At 60.0% G+C, this 25,033-nt stretch carries 21 protein-coding genes; 7 read left to right on the forward strand and 14 right to left on the reverse strand.

What is annotated here, in order from left to right:
• Window positions 1-25 precede the first annotated feature (25 nt).
• From JJQ51_RS24435 to JJQ51_RS24455, 5 genes are all read left to right on the forward strand, one after another.
• Window positions 26-1,060: an HlyD family secretion protein gene (locus JJQ51_RS24435; RefSeq protein ID WP_113388834.1), complete on the forward strand. Its 1,035-nt coding sequence runs from the start codon at window positions 26-28 to the stop codon at window positions 1,058-1,060.
• Window positions 1,057-3,774, forward strand: a complete 2,718-nt coding sequence (rbbA, locus tag JJQ51_RS24440; RefSeq protein ID WP_269245411.1) for a ribosome-associated ATPase/putative transporter RbbA — start codon at window positions 1,057-1,059, stop codon at window positions 3,772-3,774. Before JJQ51_RS24435 ends, rbbA begins: the two co-directional genes overlap by 4 nt.
• A gap of 1 nt (window position 3,775) precedes the next feature.
• Complete coding sequence (locus JJQ51_RS24445; protein ID WP_269245412.1) at window positions 3,776-4,897, forward strand: ABC transporter permease; 1,122 nt, start codon at window positions 3,776-3,778, stop codon at window positions 4,895-4,897.
• Window positions 4,898-4,969: 72 nt separating this feature from the next.
• On the forward strand, window positions 4,970-6,229 hold the full coding sequence (locus tag JJQ51_RS24450) for an MgtC/SapB family protein (RefSeq protein WP_331275831.1): 1,260 nt from the start codon (window positions 4,970-4,972) through the stop codon (window positions 6,227-6,229).
• Window positions 6,230-6,436: 207 nt separating this feature from the next.
• A complete protein-coding gene (locus tag JJQ51_RS24455) occupies window positions 6,437-7,927 on the forward strand; it encodes an acetyl-CoA hydrolase/transferase family protein (protein ID WP_113353495.1) in 1,491 nt (496 codons plus the stop codon).
• 212 nt (window positions 7,928-8,139) lie between these two features.
• On the opposite strand, the gene arcC is transcribed toward JJQ51_RS24455, so the two are convergent.
• The 11 genes from arcC to JJQ51_RS24510 form a co-directional block, all read right to left on the reverse strand.
• Complete coding sequence (arcC, locus tag JJQ51_RS24460; protein ID WP_152093906.1) at window positions 8,140-9,078, reverse strand: carbamate kinase; 939 nt, start codon at window positions 9,076-9,078, stop codon at window positions 8,140-8,142.
• 1 nt (window position 9,079) lies between these two features.
• On the reverse strand, window positions 9,080-10,081 hold the full coding sequence (gene argF, locus JJQ51_RS24465) for an ornithine carbamoyltransferase (protein ID WP_113353493.1): 1,002 nt from the start codon (window positions 10,079-10,081) through the stop codon (window positions 9,080-9,082).
• A gap of 17 nt (window positions 10,082-10,098) precedes the next feature.
• Window positions 10,099-11,316, reverse strand: coding sequence for an arginine deiminase (locus JJQ51_RS24470; protein WP_113353492.1), 1,218 nt, complete (start codon window positions 11,314-11,316; stop codon window positions 10,099-10,101).
• A 14-nt stretch (window positions 11,317-11,330) separates the two neighbouring features.
• Window positions 11,331-12,797 carry an arginine-ornithine antiporter gene (gene arcD, locus JJQ51_RS24475; protein WP_113353589.1) on the reverse strand — a complete coding sequence of 489 codons (1,467 nt, stop codon included), beginning with the start codon at window positions 12,795-12,797 and terminating at the stop codon, window positions 11,331-11,333.
• Window positions 12,798-12,942: 145 nt separating this feature from the next.
• Window positions 12,943-13,437 (reverse strand): NUDIX domain-containing protein, encoded by a 495-nt coding sequence (locus JJQ51_RS24480; protein ID WP_113353491.1) that lies wholly within the window; start codon window positions 13,435-13,437, stop codon window positions 12,943-12,945.
• A gap of 279 nt (window positions 13,438-13,716) precedes the next feature.
• A complete protein-coding gene (locus JJQ51_RS24485) occupies window positions 13,717-14,925 on the reverse strand; it encodes an MFS transporter (RefSeq protein ID WP_113353490.1) in 1,209 nt (402 codons plus the stop codon).
• A 57-nt stretch (window positions 14,926-14,982) separates the two neighbouring features.
• Window positions 14,983-15,972 carry an AraC family transcriptional regulator gene (locus tag JJQ51_RS24490; protein ID WP_173004543.1) on the reverse strand — a complete coding sequence of 330 codons (990 nt, stop codon included), beginning with the start codon at window positions 15,970-15,972 and terminating at the stop codon, window positions 14,983-14,985.
• Between the two features lie 283 nt (window positions 15,973-16,255).
• Complete coding sequence (locus JJQ51_RS24495) at window positions 16,256-16,738, reverse strand: NADPH-dependent F420 reductase (RefSeq protein WP_269245414.1); 483 nt, start codon at window positions 16,736-16,738, stop codon at window positions 16,256-16,258.
• Between the two features lie 10 nt (window positions 16,739-16,748).
• Window positions 16,749-17,348, reverse strand: a complete 600-nt coding sequence (locus JJQ51_RS24500; protein ID WP_145636434.1) for an NADPH-dependent F420 reductase — start codon at window positions 17,346-17,348, stop codon at window positions 16,749-16,751.
• 28 nt (window positions 17,349-17,376) lie between these two features.
• A complete protein-coding gene (locus tag JJQ51_RS24505; protein ID WP_269245415.1) occupies window positions 17,377-18,171 on the reverse strand; it encodes an SDR family NAD(P)-dependent oxidoreductase in 795 nt (264 codons plus the stop codon).
• A gap of 33 nt (window positions 18,172-18,204) precedes the next feature.
• Window positions 18,205-18,939, reverse strand: a complete 735-nt coding sequence (locus JJQ51_RS24510) for an SDR family NAD(P)-dependent oxidoreductase (protein ID WP_152093911.1) — start codon at window positions 18,937-18,939, stop codon at window positions 18,205-18,207.
• A 138-nt stretch (window positions 18,940-19,077) separates the two neighbouring features.
• Here JJQ51_RS24510 and JJQ51_RS24515 point away from each other — a divergent pair, with 138 nt between their 5' ends.
• Both JJQ51_RS24515 and JJQ51_RS24520 read left to right on the forward strand, forming a co-directional pair.
• A complete protein-coding gene (locus JJQ51_RS24515; RefSeq protein ID WP_269245416.1) occupies window positions 19,078-19,656 on the forward strand; it encodes a TetR/AcrR family transcriptional regulator in 579 nt (192 codons plus the stop codon).
• 326 nt (window positions 19,657-19,982) lie between these two features.
• Window positions 19,983-21,584, forward strand: a complete 1,602-nt coding sequence (locus JJQ51_RS24520) for an ABC transporter substrate-binding protein (RefSeq protein ID WP_269245417.1) — start codon at window positions 19,983-19,985, stop codon at window positions 21,582-21,584.
• Window positions 21,585-21,621: 37 nt separating this feature from the next.
• On the opposite strand, the gene JJQ51_RS24525 is transcribed toward JJQ51_RS24520, so the two are convergent.
• Genes JJQ51_RS24525 through JJQ51_RS24535 form a run of 3 tightly spaced genes read right to left on the reverse strand, consistent with a single transcriptional unit; the run spans window position 21,622 to window position 25,014 of the window.
• Window positions 21,622-22,770, reverse strand: coding sequence for an acyl-CoA dehydrogenase family protein (locus JJQ51_RS24525; RefSeq protein WP_152095076.1), 1,149 nt, complete (start codon window positions 22,768-22,770; stop codon window positions 21,622-21,624).
• A gap of 16 nt (window positions 22,771-22,786) precedes the next feature.
• Window positions 22,787-23,824 carry an ABC transporter substrate-binding protein gene (locus tag JJQ51_RS24530; RefSeq protein ID WP_152095077.1) on the reverse strand — a complete coding sequence of 346 codons (1,038 nt, stop codon included), beginning with the start codon at window positions 23,822-23,824 and terminating at the stop codon, window positions 22,787-22,789.
• An 11-nt stretch (window positions 23,825-23,835) separates the two neighbouring features.
• A complete protein-coding gene (locus JJQ51_RS24535; protein WP_152095078.1) occupies window positions 23,836-25,014 on the reverse strand; it encodes an LLM class flavin-dependent oxidoreductase in 1,179 nt (392 codons plus the stop codon).
• Window positions 25,015-25,033: the final 19 nt, after the last annotated feature.

The raw sequence follows: 25,033 nt of genomic DNA on the forward strand, positions 1-25,033 counted from the left end.
CAGTTCGTTCTTCGGGAGCCGTTTCTTGCACAAATCCCATGTCCCTTTTCTTTTTGCCGTTGTTGCGATCCTGAGCCTGAATGCAGGAAGCCACGACGCCGTGGCGCGTGATGCAGCAACGTTGAGCGACCACGTGCAAGAGCTCTGGAACAAGCTGCGCGGCAGCGAGCAGGTGCCCGGCATCGCGACGTCCAACGGCCGCATCGAGGCGCAACAGGTTCTGGTTTCCGCGAAATTCGCTGGCCGTGTCGCGGACGTTCTTGTCGAGGAGGGACAGATAGTCGATCCCGGCGCTGTCATTGCGCGGATGGACACGTCCGAGCTTGATGCGCAGCTTTCGGGCGCGGAGGCGGAAGTTCGGCGTTCCGAAACCGGCGTGGCAACTGCCGAGGCGACCATCGCGCAGCGTGGTAGCGAACTCACACTTGCGCGCCTGGAACTTGAACGAGCCTCCGATCTCAGTGCCACCGGCAGCGGTACGCGGCAACAACTCGACCTGCGTCGCAGCCAGCTCGCCGTTGCCGAGGCGGTCTCTCGTTCCGCGCTCGCAAGCCGCGATGAGGCTCAGGCTGGGCTGGACGCCGCCCGCGCCGAGGTTGCGCGCATTCGCTCGCAGCTCGACGATGCGATCCTAAAGGCGCCCAGACGAGGGCGCGTGGAATATAAGTTGGTGCAGTCGGGCGAAGTGGTGGCAGCCGGTGCGCCGATCGCGACACTCCTGGATTTGACTGACGTCTATATGACCGTTTTTCTGCCAGCGAGGGCCGCTGGGCGCCTCGCTTTTGGTGATGAGGCGCGAATCATTCTCGATCCAGCGCCCGGTTATGTCGTACCTGCGACCATCTCCTTCGTTGCCGCGGAGGCGCAGTTCACGCCGAAAACGGTCGAGACCGAGGACGAGCGCGAGAAGCTGATGTTCCGCGTCAAACTTCGTATCGCCTCCGATTTGCTCAAGCAGTACGAAACCCGGGTGAAGACGGGGGTTCGCGGCGTGGGTTACGTGCGCACCGATCCTGCCGCTGCATGGCCGCCGCAACTCGCCGTGAAGTTACCCCAATGACGGGCGAAGTTATCAGCCTCGCCGGCGTTACGCATCGCTATGGGAAGAAAGTGGCACTCGACGGGGTCGATCTCGTTGTTCCGGCGGGCTGCATGGCAGGCGTCATTGGCCCGGACGGCGTTGGAAAGTCGACGCTGCTCGCGCTCGCTGCCGGGGTGACAAGGTCGCAACAGGGGAACATCCACGTCCTCGACGGCGATATGTCCGACGCGCATCAGCGCCGTCTCGCTGGTGCCCGCATTGCCTATATGCCCCAGGGTCTCGGCCGCAATCTCTATCCGACGCTGAGCGTTGCGGAAAATCTCGATTTCTTCGGTCGCCTCTTCGCGATGGATCGCAACGAGCGCCGGGAACATATGGACGAACTGCTCAAGATCACTGGGCTTGCTCCGTTTCGGGATCGCCCCGCCGGTAAGCTGTCAGGCGGCATGAAACAGAAACTTGGCATCTGCGCCGCTCTTATTCATGATCCGGACATTCTTATTCTCGACGAACCGACGACAGGCATCGACCCGCTGTCGCGTCGGCAATTTTGGGAATTGATCGCACGCATGCGGGCCAGACGGCCGGGGATGAGCGTCATCGTCGCCACTGCCTACATGGAAGAAGCCGAACGTTTCGATTGGCTTGTCGCCATGCATGGAGGCCGGGTCATCGCGACGGGGAGCCCGGCGGAGATCAAGCGAAGCACAAGACAATCCTCCCTGGAGGGCGCCTTTGTTGCACTCTTGCCGGAGGAACTACGCAGAGCCGATGCGCCGCTTCTCGTGGTCCCGCGCCTGGCTGGAGATGGTATCCCCGCGATCGAAGCTGAGGGACTTACCAGACGTTTTGATGACTTCACTGCGGTCGATCACGTAAGCTTTCGTATCGAAAGGGGCGAGATTTTCGGCTTTCTCGGCTCGAATGGCAGCGGCAAAAGTACCACGATGAAGATGCTGACGGGTTTGCTTCCCGCAAGCGAAGGCGAGGCGCGCCTCTTCGGTCAGCCGCTCAAGGCCGGGGATTTGGAAACGCGTCGCCGCGTCGGCTATATGTCACAGGCATTTTCTCTTTATAGCGAACTGTCGGTCCGCCAGAACCTGGTGCTGCATGCACAGTTGTTCGGCCTTCCGGCCGAGCAGGTAACGGTTCGTGTCAAGGAAATGCTTGCCGATTTTGAACTGACAGCCGTTGCCGATCGTCGCCCGGAGAGCCTGCCGCTCGGCATGCGACAGCGCCTGCAACTGGCGGCGGCGGTCATCCATCGCCCGGAGGTACTGATCCTGGATGAGCCGACATCCGGGGTCGATCCCGTCGCCCGCGACAGTTTCTGGCGTTCGCTCCTGAGCTTGTCACGCAAAGATGGCGTGACGATCTTCCTCTCCACGCATTTCATGAATGAAGCCGAACGTTGTGATCGTATTTCCATGATGCACGAGGGCAAGGTGCTTGCCGTCGGCAGTCCGGCGGAGTTGAAAAAGCAGCGCGGTTGCGAGGTGCTGGAGGATGTCTTCATCGACGTGCTCACTGAGGCGGGGATGGGACGGGACGACACGCCGCCAATCGCAACTGCGGCGAAGGCTGCCGACGTCTCGAAGCCGGGCATCTTCGACCTTCGCCGCTTATGGGCCTATGCATGGCGCGAAAACCTGGAAATACGCCGCGACCCCACGCGTTTGATCTTCGCATTTCTAGGTCCGGTCATTCTCCTCCTGGCCTTCGGCTACGGCATCTCCTTCGATGTGGAGCGTCTTCCCTTTGCGGTCTTCGATCAGGACCAATCGGCTGAAAGCAGGCAACTTCTGGAGAGCTTTCAGGGTTCGCGCTATTTTGATGAGCAACCGGCGGTGTCCTCCATCGATGACCTTGAGACTCGTCTCAAAAGCGCCGAGCTGAAGCTGGCGATCGAGATTCCGACAGATTTCGGCAGGGATCTGCTGCGTCAGATCCATCCGGAAGTCTCGGTCTGGCTCGATGGCGCCATGCCTTTCCGAGCGGAGACGGCGCGCGGCTATGTCTCAGGGCTTGCCACGAGCTACATGACGGATAATGCCGCCCGTCAAAGCGGTCGCGCCACATCCCCCTATCCCATAGAAATTGAACGTCGTTTTCGCTACAATCAGGCTTTCAAAAGCGCCAACGCCATTGTGCCAAGTGTCATCGTGCTGATGCTGGTGCTCATTCCCGCCATCATGACCGCGCTTGGCGTCGTCAAGGAGAAAGAGACCGGATCCATCGCCAACTTCCGGTCGACGCCCGTCACGAAGATCGAATTCCTTCTTGGCAAACAGTTGCCCTATGTCGCGATCGCGTTCCTGAGTTTCATTCTTCTTGTGCTGATGACTCGTTTTGTCTTCGCAGTGCCGGTCAAAGGTTCCCTCCTGGCCTTTGCTGCCGGATCGCTGCTTTATGTTTTCGCGACGACCGGCTTCGGACTGTTCATATCGAGCTTTGTCCGCAGTCAGGTCGCCGCCATTTTCGCGACAGCCATCATCGCCATTATCCCGGCGGTGAATTTTTCCGGACTGCTCGTCCCAGTCTCGTCGCTTTCGGGGGGCGGACGGCTCATGGGGCTTGCCTTCCCGTCGGCATGGTATCAGCCGGTCAGCGTCGGTGTCTTAGCAAAGGGGCTGGGTTTTGCCGATCTCTGGTTCGATATGTTGGTGATCGGCCTCTTTGGACTCGGGTTCATCGCGGCCGCGATTATTTCACTGCGAAAGAGAGGGGCCTGACATGGCTGCCCGTCTTTTCCGGATCCTTCGCCTGGGCATCAAGGAGCTCTACAGCCTCAAGGCCGATCCTGTCCTTGTCGCGCTGATCGTCTATACATTTACCTTCGCCATCTACGCCGTGGCGACGGGCGCGAAATTCGAGGTTGAGAATGCCGCGGTGGCGATCGTCGATGAAGACCGTTCGATGCTGTCCGCACGATTGCGCGATGCCCTGCTACAGCCATTTTTCAAGCCTCCGGAATTGATCGATGCCGACGAGATCGATGCTGCGATGGATGCCGGCCGCTTCGTTTTTGTCGTCGAGATTCCACCCAAATTCGAGCAGGACGTGATTGCCGGGCGCCATCCATCGGTCCAGATTGATATCGACGCGACCGCGATGTCGCAGGCCGGCAATGGAGCCTCCTATATCCAGAATATCATCCTGCAGGAGGTGCTGACGGCAATGCCCGGAGTTGATCAGAAACAACCGATCAATCTGATCGTACGGGCGAAATTCAACCCCAACCTCAAATCCGAATGGTTCACGGCCGTGATGCAGGTGATCAACAATATCACCATGCTCTCGGTTATCTTGACGGGCGCGGCACTGATCCGCGAGCGCGAACATGGAACGATCGAGCACCTGCTCGTCATGCCGGTCACCCCGATCGAAATCATGCTCGCAAAAATATGGGCGAATGGCCTCGTCATCGTCGTGGCTGCGATCTTCTCGCTTATCGCCGTCGTCGAGCGCCTGCTCGGTGTGCCCGTCGCCGGATCTGTGAGCCTCTTTGTAACCGCGGCCGTCCTCTACCAGTTTTCGGTGACGTCACTCGGCATCTTGATTGCCACCGTTTCCACTTCGATGGCGCAGTTCGGACTGATTGTGATGCCGGTGCTTATCATCATGAACCTCTTATCCGGAAGCACGACACCCATGGAGAGCATGCCCGGCTGGTTGCAGAATGTGATGCAGCTTTCGCCATCGACACATTTCGTCGCCTTATCCCAGGCCGTGCTTTATCGGGGAGCCGGATTTGCGATCATATGGCCGCAAATGCTGGCGCTCTTCGGCATCGGAGCGGCATTCTTTGCCGTGGCTACGCTGCGTTTTCGCAAGTCGCTTCTCAGCGGTCAGTGAGGTGCCTCCCGGTGGAATTTGGTAGTCCAGATTGCTTGTGCATTCGCTCGTTACTATTGTCATGAAATGGATATGATCGAAGCGTTTCAGCGTCTCAGCCTCGCTCTTGCCATCGGCATTCTGGTCGGGGTTGAGCGCGGCTGGCAGGAGCGCGAGACGGAGCCCGGTAAAAGAACGGCCGGTATTCGCACCTTCGGCCTGTCCGGCTTTCTCGGCGGCTTGGCAGGTTTCCTGCAGGTCAAGCTCGGACCGATCCTGCCGGCCGCCGTTTTCGTTGTTTTCGGCATTGCATTTGTCGTCTTCAGCAGATACGAGGCCGAGCAGGAAGAAGACTACAGCGTCACCAGCGTCATAGCGGCTCTCGCCGTCTTCGTCCTTGGGGTCATAGCGACCGTTTCCGACATGACCGTCGCTGCGGCCGGAGGCGTCGCGGTGACTGCGTTGCTGGCTGCTCGCTATAGTCTGCATGGATTTCTGCGAAACCTGACATGGCTGGAATTTAGAGCTGCACTCGTGCTGCTTGCCATGACACTCGTTGCGCTGCCCCTCCTTCCCGACAGAACAATCGATCCCTGGAATGCCATCAATCCATTCCAGCTATGGCTGCTGACAATCATGATTGCCGCCATCTCCTATGTCGGCTATCTGGCGGTCCGCATCGCCGGAGCAAAACATGGAATCCTTTTTAGTGGGGCTGCAGGCGGGTTCATTTCGTCAACCGCTGTCACCTTGTCCTTTGCGCGTCTATCGTGCCGCAGCACTCAGGCGACCGACAGCCTCGCTGCCGGCGCGTCGATCGCCGGAGCAATGTCCATCGGACGGGCACTGGTCATCAGTGGCATATTGGCGCCTGTACTCATTCCCAAGCTGGCTGTCGCGTTCGTTCCCGTCATTCTTGTCTTTCTTTCGGCGACCTTCCTGATGCTCAGGGGAGCGAAGGCCGACGATAAGGCAACCGACATCAATCCAGATAATCCGTTCGAATTGCTCACGGTTCTCCGTTTCGGAGCATTTCTCGGCGTCATAAGCTTCCTATCGAAATTCACGATCGACCAGATCGGGCCATCGATGATATTTGTCGTCGCGCTGCTTTCGGGACTTGCCGATCTTGATGCCATCACCCTGTCGACGGCACGCATGGCGGGCTCGGTGCTGACGACGGAGGTTGCGATGATCGCGATCTCTCTGGCCGCGGCCGCCAATCTGATAGTGAAGATGGTGCTGGCCATCATGTTCGGAAGTCGCGCCTACGCCACAGCATTGATTGTGACAACGTCGACGGCGCTCGTCGTCGCCGTTGCTGCCTATTTCGGGTGTAGCACCTTGGCGTGACCGCCGGCCGGGGAGCCAGGACATCGCGATCCCCCGTGAAATCATGGCCGGCACCGAGCTCAATTGACGCAAATCAATGCAGCATTGCGTACTCGGCTTAGAAAATGTCCCGACTTCTCGTCCCCTTTACCCCGAAAGACCGAGATGCAGCGCATGTCGCAAACTCGGCTCTTGTTCCAGATATCCATGATCTGAGGAAGGATCGCCATGTTTCGCGGGCGCATAAGAAACAGGGAGCTGCTCGAACGCATTGTAAGCGCGGACGATGCCGCCCGGCTGATCAAGGACGGAATGACCATCGGCATGAGCGGCTTTACGCGCGCGGGCGAGGCAAAGGCCGTGCCCATGGCGCTTGCCAAGCGCGCCAAGGACGATCCGCTGAAGATCACGCTGATGACCGGCGCATCACTGGGCAACAATCTCGACAAGGCCCTGGTCGAGGCGCATGTGCTTGCCCGTCGACTGCCTTTTCAGTCCGATCCGGTTCTGCGAAACGCGATCAATGCCGGCGAAGTCATGTTTATCGATCAGCATCTGTCCGAGACGGTGGAACTTCTTCGCAGCCGCCAGATCTCGCCGGTCGATATTGCCGTGATCGAGGCGACGGCCATCACCGAAGACGGCGGGATCATTCCGACGACATCGGTCGGCAATTCGGCAAGCTTCGCGATCCTGGCCGATAAGGTCATCGTCGAAATCAACCAGTCGCAGCCACAGGAATTGGAAGGGCTGCACGATATCTATATCCCGACGCGCCGGCCAAGCCGCGAGGCAATTCCCGTCATGTCACCAGACAGCCGGATTGGCGTTCCTTTCATTCCGGTTCTTCCGGAGAAGATCGCCGCTGTCGTCGTCACGCAAAACAGCGATAGTTCTTCGACCATCCAGCCGCCGGATGCTGAAACGCGGGCGATTGCCGGGCATCTGGCTGAATTCCTGATGCATGAGGTCAAACTCGGACGCTTGAGCCAAAGCCTGCTGCCGCTTCAGGCCGGCATCGGCACGATCGCAAACGCCGTACTCCACGGTTTCATCGATACGCCGTTTCACGATCTGACCATGTATTCCGAGGTCCTTCAGGATTCGACCTTCGATCTGATCGACGCCGGAAAGCTCACATTTGCATCCGGTTCCTCAATGACCTTGTCCGCCGACATGTATCGCAAGGTCATTCCAAATATCGCAGCATATAAACCGCGGCTGATCCTGCGCCCGCAGGAAATCAGCAATCATCCGGAAGTCATTCGTCGCCTTGGGATCATCGGAATCAACACCGCGTTGGAGTTCGACATCTACGGCAATGTCAATTCGACCCATGTCGGTGGAACACATATGATGAATGGGATTGGCGGCTCGGGCGATTTTGCCCGTAACGCCTACATGTCCATCTTCGTCACGAAATCGACGGCAAAGAACGGGGCGATTTCAAGGGTCGTGCCCATGGTCAGCCATGTGGACCATACCGAACACGACGTCGATATATTGGTGACCGAAACCGGACTGGCTGACCTTCGCGGTCTCGCGCCGCGGGAACGCGCTACCACCATCATCGCCAATTGTGTGCATCCGGCCTACCGCGGAGCCCTGTTCGACTACCACAAAAGAGCCCTTGCGCGGGGTGGACAAACGCCGCACGTCATCGAAGAGGCACTCAAATGGCACAGCTCACTGCGCGAAATTGGCCGGATGCTGGCCTAGCTTGGATATCGAGGATCATTTATTCACGATCGGCCTCTGATGGACGCTCCCGACGGCATCTGTGTGCCAGAATGGAAACGTTCATCACTATCCGGAGGAAGCGTCTAGACATGCCTGCGGAAACAGGGAGTTTTTGAAATCGGAGTGTCGACGCATGCAATATTGATCGTTGCTACGAGGGAGATCGAATCTCGCATACGGAATGAACCGGCCTACGCCTGCTGCCTATAGCAACCTTTTGCCGACAGACGCGGGTCGAGCAAGGTTCCTTTCTCGCCGCAGGCGATGGCGCCCGCGTCCTCCAGCCTGCCGATGCCGGCCGGTCTATCCATTTCCTTTGCGAACTGGATCGCGGCGGCGACCTTTGGCGCCATCGAGCCTGGTGGGAACCTCACGTCAGATAACATCTCCGGATCAATGCGACCCAAGCGTTGAGCCTTTGGTGTCCCGTAGTCCAGATAGACCGCATCGACATCTGTCAGAAGGAGCAACATGTCGGCATTTAGCTGCCTTGCCAGCAGCGCACTGGCGGCATCCTTGTCGATCACGGCTTCTATCCCGGTAAGTCTGCCATCAGCCTGCTCAATCACGGGGATGCCTCCGCCGCCGGTGCAAATGACGGTCACGCCGTGATTGACCAGCAAGGCGATGGTTTTTGCCTCGACGATTGCCAAGGGTTTTGGCGAGGCGACGACGCGCCGCCAGTTTTCACGGTCTGGCGCAACTCTCCAACCCCGCTCTCTGGCGAGCCGTCGCGCGGTTGCTGCATCGTAAACCGGCCCGATGAACTTAGTCGGATGTGAAAAGGCGGGGTCGGCCGCCTCTACCCGTGCCATGGTCAGCAAGGTTGCGATTGGATTGTTCTCCAGGAGATTTCCTAGCTCCTGTTCGATCATGTAGCCGATCATCCCCTCTGTTTCGGCGCCCAGAATATCCAAGGGGAAACCATTGCCGTTGGAGGCTTCCGCCTGCAGAGCAAGGAGCCCGACCTGGGGACCGTTGCCATGGGTGATGACCAAAGAGTGACCGGCATGAATGAGATCAGCCAAGGCGGCAACACCGACCCGGATATTGGCGCGCTGATGTTCAGCGGTCATCGGCTCGCCGCGGCGCAGAAGTGCGTTCCCGCCGAGCGCAGCGACGATCAGCATGTCAGCCTCCAATCGTCGCGACGAGTAAGGCCTTGATCGTATGCATGCGATTTTCGGCCTGATCGAAAACAATGGAGGCATGAGACTCGAAAACCTCGTTCGTCACCTCCATGCAATCAATGCCATATTCCTTAGCGATGCGGGCGCCGACTTCCGTCTCGGTGTCGTGAAACGCTGGAAGGCAATGCATGAATTTCGCATAGGGGTTTTCGGTCGCCTCGATCACCTGGGCGGTAACCCGGAATGGGGAAAGAAGCCCGATGCGCTCTTCCCAAGCCGATTCACTCTCGCCCATTGAAAGCCAGACGTCCGTATAGACAAAATCGGCCCCCAGTACCCCTGAACCGACATGTTCCATCAAAGCGAACTTGCCGCCGCTCTTCCATGCCTCCGATTTCACATGATCGACAAACGCTTGGTCCGGCCACAAGGCCGTCGGCGAGACGAGGCGAAAATCGATTCCGACCTTGGCGGCGCCTAGCGCCAGCGACATCGCCACATTGTCGCGCCCGTCGCCAAGGAAGGCCACGACCATGTCAGACAGATGCTTGTGGGTGAATTCGCGCATGGTCATGAGATCGGCGAGAATTTGCGTCGGATGAGAAACGTCGGTCAGCCCATTATAGACGGGCACGCCGGAATAGGTTTTCAGCGTCTCGACTGCACGCTGCGCGAACCCGCGATATTCGATGGCGTCATAAATGCGGCCGAGAACGCGTGCAGTATCCTTCATCGATTCCTTGTGGCCGATATGGCTGCCGGTGGGACCCATGTAGGTGACGTGGGCGCCCTGGTCATAAGCTGCCACCTCGAACCCGGTTCGGGTGCGTGTCGAGTCCTTTTCGAAGATAAGTGCGATGTTCTTTCGCGTCAGGCGCGGCACTTCGTAACCGCCCAGTTTCGCGGCCTTGAGATCGGCGGCAAGGCGTAGCAGATACCGAATCTCCTCGGCATCCAGATCATCGAGGGACAGAACGCTGCGACCATGAAGATTGATAGGCATGACAAGTTCCTTCGCAACTAAAGGGGGGCACGAGCAATCGGGCACGTCATGCAATGACCGCCGCCGCGGCCACGGCTGAGTTCCGCTCCGTCGATGGTGATCACCTCGATACCTGCACGACGCAGTAGCGTGTTGGTATAGACGTTACGGTCGTAGCCGATGACAACGCCGGGCTCGATGGCGATGACATTGTTGCCGTCATCCCACTGCTCGCGCTCGGCTTCATAGCGGTCGCCGCCGGTCGCAACGACACGCAAGCTCTTCAATCCAAGCGCTTGCGCAACCACGTCGGTAAACGGAGATGTCTCCTCCCGAGTATCCACCGAACCTTCGGCATCGCCCGGCCGCAGCGAGAAACTCCGCAAGCGATCGACGACGGGAGGATACATGGTCACCAGATCCCGGTCGCAGAAGGTGAAGACGGTATCGAGATGCATGAAGCTGCGATCGCGCGGCATAAGGGCCGCGATGACGCGTTTTGCGATACCGCTTGCAAAGAGACTTCGAGCAAGAGTGCCGACCGCCTGCGGAGTGCTGCGCTCACCCATGCCGGCCAGGACGACACCATCACCAATCGGCATCACGTCACCACCTTCAAGACTGGTTCCGGTGACCGAGCTCTCGGGCGAGATGAATGTGAAGTCGGCTGCGTTGAACCGAGGATGAAAACGATAGATCGCCTCGACATTTGCAGCCTCTGGCCGCCGCGCCTGCCAATACATGGCATTGACCGAAACGCCACCATAGATCCAGCAGGAACTGTCACGGGTAAAGAGCTGGTTCGGCAGCGGTGGTAGCACGAAATCCTGCGGCGCCAGTGTCCGTCCAGTCAGCCCAAGCGGTTCAAATGGCAATTCGGCACGCGCGATGCCGCCGACGAGGCAGGTCGCTAGCTGATCCGCTGGCATCTCATTGAGCCAGCCGCGCAGTTCGTCGACCATGTCACGTCCGACAACCGCGGATTCGACCCGGCGATCGAGCAGCCAGCGGCGCGCCTTGGGCAAAGCCATCGTTTCCATGAGCAATTCGCCCAATGACTGCACAATCACGCCGCGTTCGCGCAATGCATCGACGAAGACGTCATGCTCCTGGCGTGCACGCTTGACCCAAAGCACGTCGTCGAAAAGCAGGGCCCTGCAATTGTCAGGTGTCAGGCGCCGAAGGCTCAGATCAGGGCGGTGAACCATGACTTCGCGGAGACGACCGACTTCCGAATGAACCCCGAGAACATTCATGACGCTGCTCCTTGTCAAAATGGGCTGACGAGGCCGGCCCACATTTCGTAGGCAGCAAGGAGGGCCACTGCCACAAGCGCGGCGGCAAGCACGGCTTCGAATAGACGGAAGGGCCTTTGACCTGACTCTCTGCAGGCCAGAACATAGAAGAGAATGCCCGGCGCATAGAGGATCGCACACATGAACAGGTAGGCCGGGCCGGCCGCGTAGACGAGCCACAACCCATAAAACGTTGCCAGAAGGCCGACGAGCATTGGAGCGGTGCGCTGCTCACCCAGTGCATAGCTTTCGCCTGATATGGCAAGCTTCGCAGCATAGGCGCCCGAGAAGATGTAGGGCACGAGGATCGCGGTTGATGCGATGGAAAACAACGCCTGATAGGTGCTATGAGCAAAGAGCGTAACGACCAGGAACGTCTGGACAAGAAGATTGGTGATCAGCAGCGAAGCCCATGGGACGCCGCGGTCACTTTCCGAGGCGAGGAATTTCGGCATGGTCCCGTCCTTGGCCGCCGCGAAGGGAATCTCGGCTGCAAGAAGCGTCCAGCTCAGAAAGGCACCGATCACCGAAATGACAAGCGCGATATTGATGAGAGCCGCACCCCAGGGGCCGACCACCGCCTCAAGTACCCCGGCCATGCTCGGATTTTTCAGCGCAGCAAGCGCAGGTTGGTTGAGGATGCCGAGCGAGAGAAGGGACACGAGTGCGTAGAATGCGAGGCAGGTGAAAAAGCCGAGCACCGTTGCTGTCGCAATATCGCTCCGTCGCTCTGCCCTGGCCGAGAAGACGCTGGCACCTTCTATGCCGATGAATACCCAGAGAGTGACCAACATGGTGCTCTTGACCTGGGTGGTGATCGAGCCGAGGCTAGCATTGCCCAGACCGGTGAAATCGAGCGAGAAGACATTTAGCTTGAAGGCGACGACGCTGACCCCGACGAACAATACAATCGGCGCGATCTTTGCGATGGTGACAATAAGATTCGCGACCGCCGCCTGGCGGATGCCCGCAAGGACAAGCGTGTGGATCAACCATAGCAGGATCGACGCACCGAGCACCGCCTGCCAAGTGTTTCCATCGCCGAAGGATGGGAAGAAATAGGATAGGGCGCTAAAAACGATAACCGCATAGGATACATTGCCGATCCATGCGCTCAGCCAGTAGCCCCAAGCGCTGTTGAAGCCAATAAATGGTCCGAAGCCGGCTTTTGCATAAGCATAGGGACCAGCGTTAAGGTTTGGTTTGCGGGTGGCCAGGGACTGATATACGAAGACCAGCGACAGCATGCCAATCGCCGTAATCCCCCAACCGATTGCGATGGCCAACGGGCCGGCGCCTGCGGCCATGTTCTGTGGCAAGCTGAAGACACCGGAGCCGATCATCGAGCCGATGACCAACGCCGTTAATGAACCCAGTCGCAATTTCCCATTAACCGCGACCGGCTCGGTCGAGGTAACAAGTTTTATGCCGATCGAAGTCATGATCTTCTCCCAAGGATCGAAAATATCCATGGGAGACACTGGACACTGGGCGGCGGCGATAAACCTTGATCCTGGTCAAGTAAATTGTCATTTTTCGCGAACGTCGACGTCCTGTCGTTCGAATGTCAGCCGGCGTAATACAGCATTACTTTTTGCCCGTCTGGTCGACGACGCGTCGCGCGGCTGCCACATGGAGCTCCTCCAGACGTTCCAGGAAGGGGGCCTGGCCGCTGACGATCTTTTGGCGCGCCTCGGCCAGGGCGAACCACTCGGCACGATCGACTTCGGGGAATGCTTGCATGCGTCCGCTTCGCGGCGGCCACTCGATTTCGAACATGTTGCTGCGCAGGCTGGAGGTGTCGAATTCCCCCTCCAACGCAAAGGCAATGACATGCTTACCGCTCTTCTGGCGTAATTGGCCAAGCGGTTGCAGCTTGCCTTCGGGCACGTGTCCCATTTCTTCGGCAAATTCCCGCCGGGCCGCGGCCTCAGCTTCCTCATCCTCCTTATACTCGCCCTTGGGAATGGACCACGCGCCCTCATCTCGCTTGTGCCAGAAGGGGCCGCCTGGGTGGACAAGCAGGATCAAAAAACCGCTTTCCGCCTCTTTGTACATTAAGATGCCAGCGCTTTTCTTCATGGCTGATCATTTCCGCCGGGAGGCGAGACTGGCCCTTATGCAAATTCGGATTTGTTGACAGCCAGAACCGCGTTTGAATGTGCTAATAAAGTGGTTAACCGACCCACACTATCCTGATCAGCAAGATATTCACAGGCCTCCAACAAAGGTACGAACAACGGCAGAGAATTGTTTCTCGCCGCAGCACAATGATTGTCGGATCGTCAGGATGGCTATGCCGCCACTGACGACATCTCGCGACTTTTTCTTCGATTGTTATACTGTTTTTCAAAAAACAGATTAGCCGCGAGGTTGTGTCAGCGCCAAGGCGAGTGTCCATACGGCCAGGATGGCGGTAAGCGTCAGAGGGCCGACAGCGCCATAGCGATCGACGATATAGCCGCCAAAAACCGCGCCGATGCTGATGGCGACCTGAAAAGAGACGACCATCAGGCTGCCGGCAGCCTCCAAAGCGTCGGTTGCCCCGCGGGAAAGATTGGTCGGCAGTACAACCGGTGCCATGCCGAAGGCGAAGCCCCAAAGCGCCACGAGGCCGAAGGCAATACCGGTTTGAGCGCCCCAAAGCACCAAGGCAAGCGCGGCAAACGCCATCAGCGCCGCCGTGAGAGCCAGGGCCAGGCGAATGCTGGCGTCGGCCATTCGGCCACCGGCCACATTGCCGATCACGGAAGCGATGCCAAACCCAAGCAGAGCCAGGGCGATCGATCTGGTTTCAAGGAGCGTCACTTGTTCGAGGAAGGGACGCACATAGACCGAGCCGGCAAAATGGCCCGTCATCAGCAAAAGAATGGCAAGCATCCCCAGCTGAACGCTACGCCGCCGCGTCAGCCGGAAAACATCGGCGAGGCTGTTGCTTGTGCTCGCGGGCAGTGTCGGTAAGCTCAGTAGCTGCAGCAGCAAGGCGAGCGCGGCAAGTCCGGCGGTCATCGCCATTGCCACGCGCCATCCCAGCCAGTCGCTGATCAAAGCTCCAACCGAGGGCGCAGCTATGGTGGCGAGCGAGACGCCGAGGGTGACGATGGCCATGCCCCGACCCGTCGAATTGGCGCCGACCAGTCGCGCCACGACGGCGACTGAAAGCGCCCAGAAACCGCTCAGCGCGATGCCCAGCCCAGCCCGGCCCAACAACAATAGCCAAAAGTCCGTCGCCAATGATGCAAGGACATTGGAGCCGATCGCCAAGGCGCTGAGGCCGACCAACACCGTCTTGCGGTTCAGCCTGCCGATCAGAACATTGCTCAATAGGGCGGTGACAGCGCCGACGGAAGCTGTGGCGGTGACGACCTGTCCGGCTGTTCCCTCGGTAATCGCAAGATCGCGCGCCAGCGGGGTTAGCAGACCCGCCGGCAGGAATTCAGCCGATACCAGCGCGAAGCTGGTGGCCGCCATTGAAAGGACGGCGAACCAGGTCGCCGCGCTCCACGTGGATGGTTCCGGGGTATCCGGTTCAATCGTTACCCCATCAAGTTGCGATGTCGTGTCCGTCATAGGTATCTCCTTAAGTTAGGAGAGGTCATAGACGAACTATTCGGGACGGTATGTGTCCTAAAATCCGAAATCCATGTCCATTCGTCCGGAACTTGTGCGTCGCACAACGCCCGGTGAGACGCTGGTGATGCGTTTGAAGGCGCGAGCGAAGGATGCCTCGGATTCATAGCCCAACCGAGAAGCAACTTCGGCGACTGACATGCCGCTTTGCCCCAACAGGTCGCGGGCAAGCTGCATCCGCAAACGGGCGAGATAATGGGCCGCGCCTTCTCCTAACATGGCGTTGAAGCGCTCGGCGAAGATCGAACGCGATTGACCCGCCAAGCCCGCGAGACTTTTGAGGGTCCAGTTACGGCCGGGGTCTCGGTGCATGGCCGCCAGCACACGTCCGACATGGGGATCGCGGATGGCGGCGAGCCAGCCGGTGGTCGAGCCCCCGCTGCAATTGACCCAGCAGCGGATGAGCCGTGCCGCGAGCAAGTCGGCCATGCGCGACAAGACGGTCGCGCTTCCCATCTGTGGCTGTGTCGCCTCCGCCGACATGGCCGCCAGCAGGGGGCCAACGATCGGGTCATTGCCGGCCACATCGCAGCCCTTGATGATTGGCGGCATCAAGGCGACCAAGGGATTAAGTGCATGCGCCCCCAAGACCATGGAGCCGCAGAAGAGGGTGCTCGTCGCACCCGTTCCGTCCCGCACCACGTCGCATACGTTGCTTCCCAATCTTGTTATCTGGCAGCTCTTGCGCGAGTCACCCTCGACATCTGGCGCGCTGGCCAACCGGTGCGCGACGCCTTGCGGCAGCAGAACCAGATCGCCATCGTTCAACTCCTGCCATCCTTGCGCTTCGGTATGGATCCAGCACGGACCCTGGCTGACAAAGTGAAAACGAAGCAGCTGTTGTTGCGGAAAGGCGATGCTCCATGGATGTCTGAGTTCGCAGCGTCCATAATTGACGCCACTCAAGCGAAAGTCTTGCAGGACTTCGCTTAGGGCGTCCATTGGGACATTTGACGGCGACAATGGTTGAGACGAATGATCAAGCATCGAGCCAATTTAGGTCCCAAGCGTCCAGCATTCAAGCGGGTCAGCGATGCAAATGTGATCGCTCCTAGCCAGCAAGGAACGCTGTCTCAATCATACGAATGCCGTCAAACGCGGGCTCCCAATATCCGGCCCGCCGCCGATGGTTCAGCCAAGATCGATTTTCATGGCGAAATCCCAGGTACCGGCGCCGTTCCTGGCCAGGCTGATCATCATCAAGCCGAGCGCTTCCAGCGTCTGGGCCATGTGCAAGCCACCAACGTCAAACGGACGGAGCCCTAGACTTTCAAGGAAGGTCGAGACGCGTGCCCTTCGCCTTCGTGTCGTCGGCTGCGATGAACGCGTCGAGGCGTTCACCCTTGGCCAGCACGTGACCGAAGATGGTGTTGAACGTCTTCACGACAGGCGCGCGGGCGGGGAGGCGCTTGGCGATCTCCTGCGCGCCAGAACCGCCATGCGGAGTGACGAGACCCGAAAGGTTGGGGGCAACGGGGTTGGTGATGTCGATGATCACCCTGCCGTCAAGCGAGTTCCCGTAATCGGCGATCACAGCCGCGGCGCTGGTGTAAGGCACTGCCAGGACGACGATATCCCCGGTCGGAGCGGCGCCATAAGTCGCTATCGTCGCTCCGGCTCCGATCTGCTCGGCGAGCGCCCGCGCCTTGGCGGGATCGCGGCTGGCCACCTCGACGGTATGCGCGGCCTTGGCGGCAAGGCCGCCGATTGCCGCGGCCATGCCGCCGGATCCAATGATGCTGATAGTGCTCATGCATGATTCCTCAATCGAACTTGACCAGATCCTTAAAGATCAGATGACCCCAGTCGTTGCCGCGCGCCTGAACGAGCAGCCCACCTTCCGAAAGGCCGCCAAGGTTGATCGGCGCGAAACCGAGTTGTTCGGCAAGCGCGGCAACCTCCGCTGTCGCGCCGCCGTCGTCGCTCGCCAGGAACACGACCCTCCTGCCACCATGCACGGCCGGATCTTGGCCGAGCACGGCGGCAGCCAGATGATTGAAGCCCTTGACCAGTCTTCCACCGGAGAAGGCCTGCGCAACGAATTTGGACGACGGCTGCCCTCCCAGTTTCTCGGGAGGCACGCCGTAGGCATTGGTCACATCGACGATCGTCTTCCCCTGCCACGTGGACAGCACCTTGGCGACGTCCGGGTGCTGTTCGAAGCGGACAGCTAGAAAGATAACATCCGCCCTTATAGCTTCCGTCAGGGTCTTGGGAATAATCTCGGGCCCGATCGCGGCTGCATCGGATGCGAAGCTTGCAGGGTCGCGCGTGGTTGCAACGGACACCTCGATGCCGTTGCGGGAAAACGCTTTGGCCAGAGCTCGGCCGATATTGCCGAAGCCGATAATCGCGTAGCTCATCACATTCTCCTTCGATTGTTCGGCGCGGTCAGAGCTTGTAGCCGCCGCTTGCTTCAATCGTCTGGCCCGTCACCCAATGGCCGTCATCGGAGGCCAGGAACGCGACGACGGCGGCGATTTCCGAAGGCTCTCCAAAGCGTCCCATCGCGATTTCGGCCTCGACCGCCTTGATGAGTTCGGGGTTTTCTCGAATGGCGGCGTTCACATCCGTTCGCGTGTAGCCGGGCGCGACAGCGTTCGCGGTAATTCCGCGCGGTCCCAGTTCCGCCGCCAGCGCATGGGTCAGGTTGTTGATGGCCGCCTTGGCCATCGAGTAGACAGGCGCGGCCGTCACGGGCTTCGTGGCGGCGGCGGAAGAGATGTTGATGATGCATCCGCCGTCGGCGAGACGCTTCAGGGCCGCCTGAATGATAAAGAAGGGCGCTCGGGCATAGACCGCGATCAGGGTGTCCCAACTGTCCGGCGTCGCGTCCTTGAAGCCAACCCAGCCGGAGTTGCCGGCGTTGTTGACCAGAATGTCGAGGGCTTTGCTTCCGTTTCGCTTGGTGAACTCGTTGTCGAGTCTCTCGAATAAGATCGGGACGGTCGCCGGGTCAACGAGGTCCGCGTGGATCGCAAACGCGGTGCCTCCAGCATTCTCGATGGCCGCCACCACCTCGTCGGCGCCAGATTTGGAGGTGTTGTAGGTTAGCGCGACCGTCGCGCCATCCTTTGCGAGGCGCTCGGCGATGGCACGACCAATGCCGCGCGACGCCCCGGTTACGAGAGCGGCTTTTCCTTTGAGAGGATGTGCCATTTCATTTCCTTCCGTGGATGTATGCATAATTGGGTGACTGACCCGGCAGTGTGTGGCACGTCAGAGTTGGGCGAGGCCGCCGTCGACGGCGACTTCGCTGGCGGTCATGAAGCTGCTGTCGTCGGATGCGAGGAAGGCGGCCACCGCTCCGATCTCCGCCGGATCGGCCATGCGCTGGAGCGGTGTCATCGCGGCGAAGGCCTTCTGGCCCTCCTCGCCGAGCGCTTCCTTCGCGAGTTCGGTCGCCGTCGCCCCGGGCGACAGCACGTTCACCCGGATGCCCGTGCCCTTCAGGTCCTCGGCCCAGGTCCGCGCGAGATTGCGCACTGCCGCCTTGCTCGCGCTATAGGCGCTGAATGCCGGGGCGCCCGTGGTGCCGGCGCTCGATCCGGTCAGGATGATCGAACCGCCCCGGCCCATCAGCGGCAGCGCCTTCTGGACCGTGAAAATCGTGCCTTTCACATTAGTGTCGAAAGTCTCGTCAATATGCTCTGCGGTGATCTTGCCGAGCGGAAGCGAGCTGCCCGCCCCGGCATTGGCGAAGACGATGTCAAGGGTTCCGCGCTCCGCCTTTACCGCCGCATAGAGCCGATCCAGATCGGCTTCATCGGAAACCGAGCCCGTCACCGCGCGGGCATTCGGCCCGAGATCGACCACGGCGGCATCGAGCGCTTCCTGCCGGCGGCCGAAAATGAACACGAAGGCGCCTTCCTCGATGAACCGCTTCGCCGCGGCGCGACCGATGCCGGTGGCGCCACCCGTAATGACTGCAATCTTACCCTCAAGCTTTCCCATGACGTCTCCTTACGCCCTGTCGACAGCGCCTGTTGTCATTTGCGCCGACGGACGCTATCTAATGGATCACTGATCCGATTCATAACCGGATCACCGATCCACATATATGGATCACTGATCCATTTAGCAAGGTAGTCCATGCGAGCCGACGCGGAAAAAAATCGCAGCCAAATTCTCACCGTCGCGCGTGACGTTGTCGCCGAGCATGGTGTGGACGCGTCGATGCGTGACATTGCCCGCCGGGCCGGCGTCGGCTTGGCCACGCTGCTCCGTCATTTCCCGACGCGGGAAGCGTTGTTCGAAGCGCTGCTGTGTACCCATCTGGACGCACTGACCCGGAGGGCAGCCGAACTCGAACTGTCGACTTCGGCCGCCGAAGCACTTCTCTCCTGGTTTCGAGAATTGGTGGAATTCACCCAAAGCTCTAGGGGCGTTGTCGCCATGATGGCGGCCGCTCACACGAACCCCGACTCCGCCCTTTATGCCTCGTGCGCGGCCGTGCACGCGGCGGGCGCGCGACTACTGCTGCGCGCCCAGGCCGAGGGAACGGCGCGCCCCGATATGAATGGGGACGACCTGTTTGCCTTGATAACGGCTCTCGGCTGGGCGGTCGATCAACCCTCATTCGCGCCACGGGCGGATCATCTCGTTCACCTCGTGGCGAGCGCCATCCTGACACATTGGCCTCGCGATGATGTGAAGAAGGCAGCGGGTTGAATAAGGTCCGGGCACTTTTCCTCAAATTGCCCATGCAACGAAGCGGACTGGATCGCCGCCTGGCACAAAGCCACGCCTTTGAGTAGCGGAAACCTGACGCGGCCGCGCGAACGCCATGAAATGCGGCCGCCAACCCACATGATTTCTTGTGATCGGAAGGGGAGTGGACGTCTGCACCGCTCCATGCGGCGGACGCCAGATAATGCTGGCGGGAAGGATTGCTTTCGCCTCACGCTAGAAAAACTGCCTTTGGATCTTCGGGTTTCGACACGATCATTTCCGCGACGGGACTGGTGCCCGGTAACGCCAATTTTCGGAGCGAGCAAATGTCGATCAATCGCCGTCACTTCAACCAATTGCTGCTCCTTGGCGGCGCGGGTCTTGCCTGGGGAGGCTCTCCGTCATGGGCAAGCGCCGCGGAAACGCCGGTGAGCGGCGGAACCCTGAACTGGGCCTACTATCCCGATCCGACGGCGCTGATCGCGATCAACACGTCCTCCGGTACGGGCCAGGCGATCGGACCGAAAATCAACGAGGGACTGCTCGATTTCGATTACGATCTCAACCCGAAGCCGCTTCTGGCGACGTCATGGTCGGCAAGCGACGATGGTCTGCGCTACACCTTCGCGCTTCGCAAGGGCGTCAAATGGCACGATGGCAAGGACTTCACCTCCGAGGATGTCAAGTTCACCATCTTTCGCCTGAAGGAGGCGCATCCGCGCGGGCGCATTACGTTCCAGAACGTGACATCGGTCGAAACGCCCGATCCGCGCACAGCTGTCATCGTTCTGTCCAAACCGGCTCCCTATCTGATCTCCGCGCTCGGCAGTTCGGAATCACCGATCGTACCGAAGCATGTCTACGAGACCTTCAAGCCGAGCGAGCAGCCGACCCTCGCTCAGACGATCGGCACAGGTCCCTTCATCCTGAAGGAATGGGTGCCTGGCAGCCATCTGATCTTCGACCGTAACCCGAATTATTGGGACGCGCCGAAACCCTATCTCGACCGCGTCGTCCTGCGCGTCATCCTCGATCCAGCGGCAAGGGCCGCGGCTTTGGAGACGGGAGAGATCGATATTGGCGCGAATCCCGTGCCGCTATCCGACATCGAGCGGCTGAGGGCCAATACCAACCTCGTTGTCGACACCACGACCTACGCCTATTCCGGGCCACAGCAGCAGCTGTTCTTCAATTATGAGAACGAGATTCTCAAGAAGAAGGATGTGCGATTGGCGATCGCGCATGCCATCGATCTGCAGAAGCTCGTGGACATCGCCCTCTTCGGTTATGCGCAGGTCTCACCGAGCCCGATCAGCACAGCCTTGCCGAAATGGTATGATCCCAGCATCAAGGCCCGCGTGCCCGATTCCAAGCTAGCCAACAGGCTGCTCGACGATGCCGGCTATCCGCGCGGTGCCAATGGCACGCGCTTCAAGCTGCGGCTCGCCTATAATTCGTTCCTGCAGCCCTCCTATGCCGACTTCATCAAGCAGTCGCTTGCCGCGGTCGGCATCGATGCCGAGATACTCAAGCTCGATCTCGCCACCTTCCTGAAGACGGTCTATACGGATCGTGCATGGGATCTGGTGATCGAATCCTTGTCCAACACCTTCGATCCGACCCTTGGCGTACAGCGCGCCTACTGGTCGAAGAATTTCAAGATCGGTCTGGTCTTCTCCAATGCCAGCCACTATTCAAATCCGGAGGTCGACGCGGTTCTTGAAGCGGCCGCCATCGAGCCGGACGAGACCAAGCGCCGGCAGCTCTGGTACAAGTTCCAGCATATTATCCACGACGACGTGGTTTCCGTCGATCTGGTGGCGGCAGGCGCGCAGATCGTTGCCAACAAGCGCGTGAAGAATTTCGCGCCCGGGGCGCAAGGCATCAACAACAGTTTCGGCCAGATATGGCTGAGCCCAAGCGCCTGAACAGGGTAGGCAGGGCCGTTTGTGAACGGGAGCCGGCTTATCCAAGCCGGTTCAATGCGTTCCTGGCCGCGATCGCGCGGATCATATGGCTTTGCGGTGCGTGCGCCCGGGCGGTGATCGCATCGCGATGATGGCGTTCAAGCTGGAAATCGCGATTGAGGCCGGGATTGCCGGCGAGCTCCAGCGCAAGACTGGTGACCGCGACGGCGTTGTCGATGACGACATGGCGAACATGCATGCCGTCCATTCCCACCGGCCGGCCGGCATCAACATCTTCCCCAAGCGAGCGCAGCAGCCGGGCGTTCGTCGCAAGCCGCACCTCGATTTCACCGAGGCCATCCAGGACGCGCGGCACCGTCGCGATTGGTGCGCCAAGGCTGGCAGGGCTATGCTTGCTCGCGAAGCCAAGAACGCGGTCCCGCGCTGCTCTGGCAACGCCATGATAAACCGCACCGAGCAAGCCGAAGAAGAAGGCGGCGGCATGCTCGTCGCGGCGCATCGGTTCGCTGGCCGGTTGCGCCTCGATGAGATCATCGAGCGGTACCGATACGTCTTCGAGAATGATGTCATCGCTCGCCGTCGCGTGCATGCCGGCCGCATTCCAGCTCTTCTCGATCCGCAAGCCGGCGGCATCGGTCGGCACCAGAAACGAGGCAAGGCGCGGTTCCTCCTCGTCGGTAACGGCCAAAAGCGACACCCATTTCAGCACGGGGATGCCGGTCACATAGCTCTTATGGCCGGAAATGCACCATCGATCGCCGTCACGGCGCGCGATCGTCTCGGGCAGGGCACCATGGGCGGGCGAACCGATGCGCGGCTCGGCTTGCGCATTGTTGATCAGCGCCACGCCCTGCCTGTTTGCCGACAGGACGCGCTCCGCGAGATGGCGGGGCCATTTGCCAAGGCGGCGGATTGTAAAATGCGAGGTGTAGTGCATGGCGAGCACCAGCGCGGTCGAGGGTTCACCACGGGCGATCTCGCTGATGATGGCCTGCGCCGATGTCAGGCCCTCGCCGTGGCCGCCATGATCCCGGTCGCTGACGAGGCCGAGCAGGCCGGCATCGAAAAGCCGGTCGAAATTCTCGAAAGGGAAGGCGCCCGTTGCGTCGTGATGCGCGGCCCTCCTGGAAAAGTCCTCGGCAAGGTTTTTCGCCTTGCCGATCAGATCATCAATGGTCTCTGTCATTTCGTTACAACGTGGTTCAGGCGACGGCGCGTGTGGCGAAACCCTCGAGGTGACGGCGGTCCACCCATTCGCCAATATCGAAATCGCCGGCCAGGAAGCCGAAGTCGCGCAGGAAATTCTTGTAGTGTTCGACTGCGCCGACGAGTTCCGGTTCCAATCCCAGGCCGAGATGGCGGTGGATTTCCGGCCCATTGGCGGCAAGAACCTGCTCCTCCGTCGCTCCGGACTCACGCGCCACGAAGCGGCGGGTTTCTTCCGGATGGGCTTCCGCCCAGGCGCCTGCCTTGAAAATCGCCTCGATCAGCTTGCGCACGAGATCGGGCCGTTCTTCCGCCAGCAGTTCATCGACCGTCAGCACCCGCGGCGAGCCCGAATTGATGCGGATTTTCGGATCGGGATGAAAACCGAATTCGGCAACCTGCACCGCGCCGATGAGATTGGCGACATTGATCCCGGCGGTTCCCTTGACATAGATCGCGTCCACCTCGCCGCGCAGGAGAGCGGCGATCTCCTCGCCATAGGCCTGCCTTCGCTTGAGGCCGAAGAGGGAGGGGCCTTCCTGGCTTGCGAGCACGGAATCGGCGAGCGCAATCTCGACAATCTCAACATCGTTGATGGATAAGCCTTCAAGCGACAGAGCCGAGATCAATCCCTTGAGCGCCGTGGCACGCATGAAGTCGACGATCCCTTCGGGGCGGCGGGCAATACCGAAGCGGCGACCCTTGAGATCCCTGGTCGTCCTGATGCCGGTTTCCGGCAGCGTGATGATCGCCTGAAACTCGTCCGTCCATGTAATGCCGACGAGACGGGTGCGGCGTCCTTCCGAGCGCGCACGAATGGGTGGCACATTGCCGCCATGGCGGAAGGACCAGTCGAGTGTGTGGTTGAAATGGCTCCGCCGGATGTTCCTGTCCGGAGAGTCGATGATGGATTTCAGGGCGACGCCTTCGCTGCGAAAGCCGTCTTCGAGGTAGCCGAGCTGTGCGGCCAGTCCCACAGGCGTCGGGACGGGGCAGCGCGTGTACCAGATTTCGGAAATGGCATTGCTGGTCATGATCGTTCCTTTCAGTGGCGCAGGCCGGCCTGTTTCATCAGCGGCAGGACCTCGCTGCCGAAGAATTCAAGGTCATCTCGGAAATCGAAGAAGCTGAGCTGCAAGCCGTCGATTCCGGCCGCCCTCAGCTTGACGAACTGGTCGACCACCTGCTCCGGCGAACCGATGACGCGAATATTGCCGCCGATGAAGCGATAGGGATCCTGGGCGTCGCGGCCCTTCCAGGCATGGGCGTCGGAATCCAGCGACTGGAAGCCCTTACGGGAACGCTGGTCGCCATGGGCGACGATCCGGTCGGCGAGTTCCCATGCCTCCTTCTCGGTCGGACGGCAAATGACCATCGGATTGAGCAGGGTGCGCACGCTGCGTCCGACATCGGCGGCGGCATCCTTCACCCTCTTGCTATGAGCCGGCAGGGAGGCGAGGGCGCTGTCGATGTCCGCGCCGGTCGGGCTGGTGATGAAGACGATATCCGAGTAGCGGCCGGCGAAAGCGATGCCTGCATCGGATCCGGTGGCGTTGACCAGGATCGGGCGGCCGAAATTCGGTTTCGGTGTCACGTAGCCGCCACCGAGCTTCCAGCTGCTTTCACCTTCGAAGGAGTAGTTCTCGTCGTCGCTCCAAAGCCGCTGCACGACTTCGAGAAATTCCGCCGCAAGCTCATAGCGCCTGTCATGCTCGATGCGCTGCCAGCCGAACATCTCGTGCTCGACGGCCCTGTGGCCGGTGACGACATTGATGCCCCAGCGGCCACGGGTGATGTGATCGAGCGTGGCGCCGAACTTGGCAAGGTGCAGCGGATGCCACGGGCCGTAGAGAACATGCATCGTCGAGATGAGCATGATCTTCTTGGTGAGGCCTGCAAGTGCTGCGGTCGAGACGAAGCTGTCGAGTGCGTGGCCGTCGAAGACGCCGCCATAGCCACCCTTGGGAAGCCATTGCGACAGGGCGAACACCAGATCGAAACCCAGCTCCTCCGCTCGCAGCGTCAGCGCCTTGTTGTAGTCGAAGCGCCAGTCGGTGGAGCGCTCCAGCGTCGATTGCGTCCAGCCTCCGGCCTGAATCGGCAGAAAAAGGCCGAGCAGAACCGGCTGCTTCAGGGCCTGCGATAGCGGGCTATCGGGAAAATCGGTCGGCGCGGCGAATTTCGGCAGGCCCACGATGGAGCCGGGACGGTGCTGGATGGACATGGCGTTCCCTTGCTTTCGG

The organism is Rhizobium sp. AG207R (assembly GCF_027109195.1).
GTDB lineage: Bacteria > Pseudomonadota > Alphaproteobacteria > Rhizobiales > Rhizobiaceae > Rhizobium > Rhizobium dioscoreae.

What these genes read in the sequence shown, in the direction of transcription:
- JJQ51_RS24535 (WP_152095078.1), bottom strand. Translation starts at nt 25,014, where the DNA reads ATGTCCATCCAGCACCGTCCCGGCTCCATCGTGGGCCTGCCGAAATTC.
- JJQ51_RS24515 (WP_269245416.1), top strand. Translation starts at nt 19,078, where the DNA reads ATGCGAGCCGACGCGGAAAAAAATCGCAGCCAAATTCTCACCGTCGCG.
- JJQ51_RS24470 (WP_113353492.1), bottom strand. Translation starts at nt 11,316, where the DNA reads ATGAATGTTCTCGGGGTTCATTCGGAAGTCGGTCGTCTCCGCGAAGTC.
- JJQ51_RS24505 (WP_269245415.1), bottom strand. Translation starts at nt 18,171, where the DNA reads ATGCATACATCCACGGAAGGAAATGAAATGGCACATCCTCTCAAAGGA.
- JJQ51_RS24450 (WP_331275831.1), top strand. Translation starts at nt 4,970, where the DNA reads ATGATCGAAGCGTTTCAGCGTCTCAGCCTCGCTCTTGCCATCGGCATT.
- JJQ51_RS24520 (WP_269245417.1), top strand. Translation starts at nt 19,983, where the DNA reads ATGTCGATCAATCGCCGTCACTTCAACCAATTGCTGCTCCTTGGCGGC.
- argF (WP_113353493.1), bottom strand. Translation starts at nt 10,081, where the DNA reads ATGCCTATCAATCTTCATGGTCGCAGCGTTCTGTCCCTCGATGATCTG.
- JJQ51_RS24495 (WP_269245414.1), bottom strand. Translation starts at nt 16,738, where the DNA reads ATGAGCACTATCAGCATCATTGGATCCGGCGGCATGGCCGCGGCAATC.
- JJQ51_RS24445 (WP_269245412.1), top strand. Translation starts at nt 3,776, where the DNA reads ATGGCTGCCCGTCTTTTCCGGATCCTTCGCCTGGGCATCAAGGAGCTC.
- JJQ51_RS24530 (WP_152095077.1), bottom strand. Translation starts at nt 23,824, where the DNA reads ATGACCAGCAATGCCATTTCCGAAATCTGGTACACGCGCTGCCCCGTC.
- JJQ51_RS24510 (WP_152093911.1), bottom strand. Translation starts at nt 18,939, where the DNA reads ATGGGAAAGCTTGAGGGTAAGATTGCAGTCATTACGGGTGGCGCCACC.
- JJQ51_RS24525 (WP_152095076.1), bottom strand. Translation starts at nt 22,770, where the DNA reads ATGACAGAGACCATTGATGATCTGATCGGCAAGGCGAAAAACCTTGCC.
- JJQ51_RS24480 (WP_113353491.1), bottom strand. Translation starts at nt 13,437, where the DNA reads ATGAAGAAAAGCGCTGGCATCTTAATGTACAAAGAGGCGGAAAGCGGT.
- arcC (WP_152093906.1), bottom strand. Translation starts at nt 9,078, where the DNA reads ATGCTGATCGTCGCTGCGCTCGGCGGGAACGCACTTCTGCGCCGCGGC.
- JJQ51_RS24500 (WP_145636434.1), bottom strand. Translation starts at nt 17,348, where the DNA reads ATGAGCTACGCGATTATCGGCTTCGGCAATATCGGCCGAGCTCTGGCC.
- JJQ51_RS24485 (WP_113353490.1), bottom strand. Translation starts at nt 14,925, where the DNA reads ATGACGGACACGACATCGCAACTTGATGGGGTAACGATTGAACCGGAT.
- JJQ51_RS24490 (WP_173004543.1), bottom strand. Translation starts at nt 15,972, where the DNA reads ATGCTTGATCATTCGTCTCAACCATTGTCGCCGTCAAATGTCCCAATG.
- arcD (WP_113353589.1), bottom strand. Translation starts at nt 12,797, where the DNA reads ATGACTTCGATCGGCATAAAACTTGTTACCTCGACCGAGCCGGTCGCG.
- rbbA (WP_269245411.1), top strand. Translation starts at nt 1,057, where the DNA reads ATGACGGGCGAAGTTATCAGCCTCGCCGGCGTTACGCATCGCTATGGG.
- JJQ51_RS24455 (WP_113353495.1), top strand. Translation starts at nt 6,437, where the DNA reads ATGTTTCGCGGGCGCATAAGAAACAGGGAGCTGCTCGAACGCATTGTA.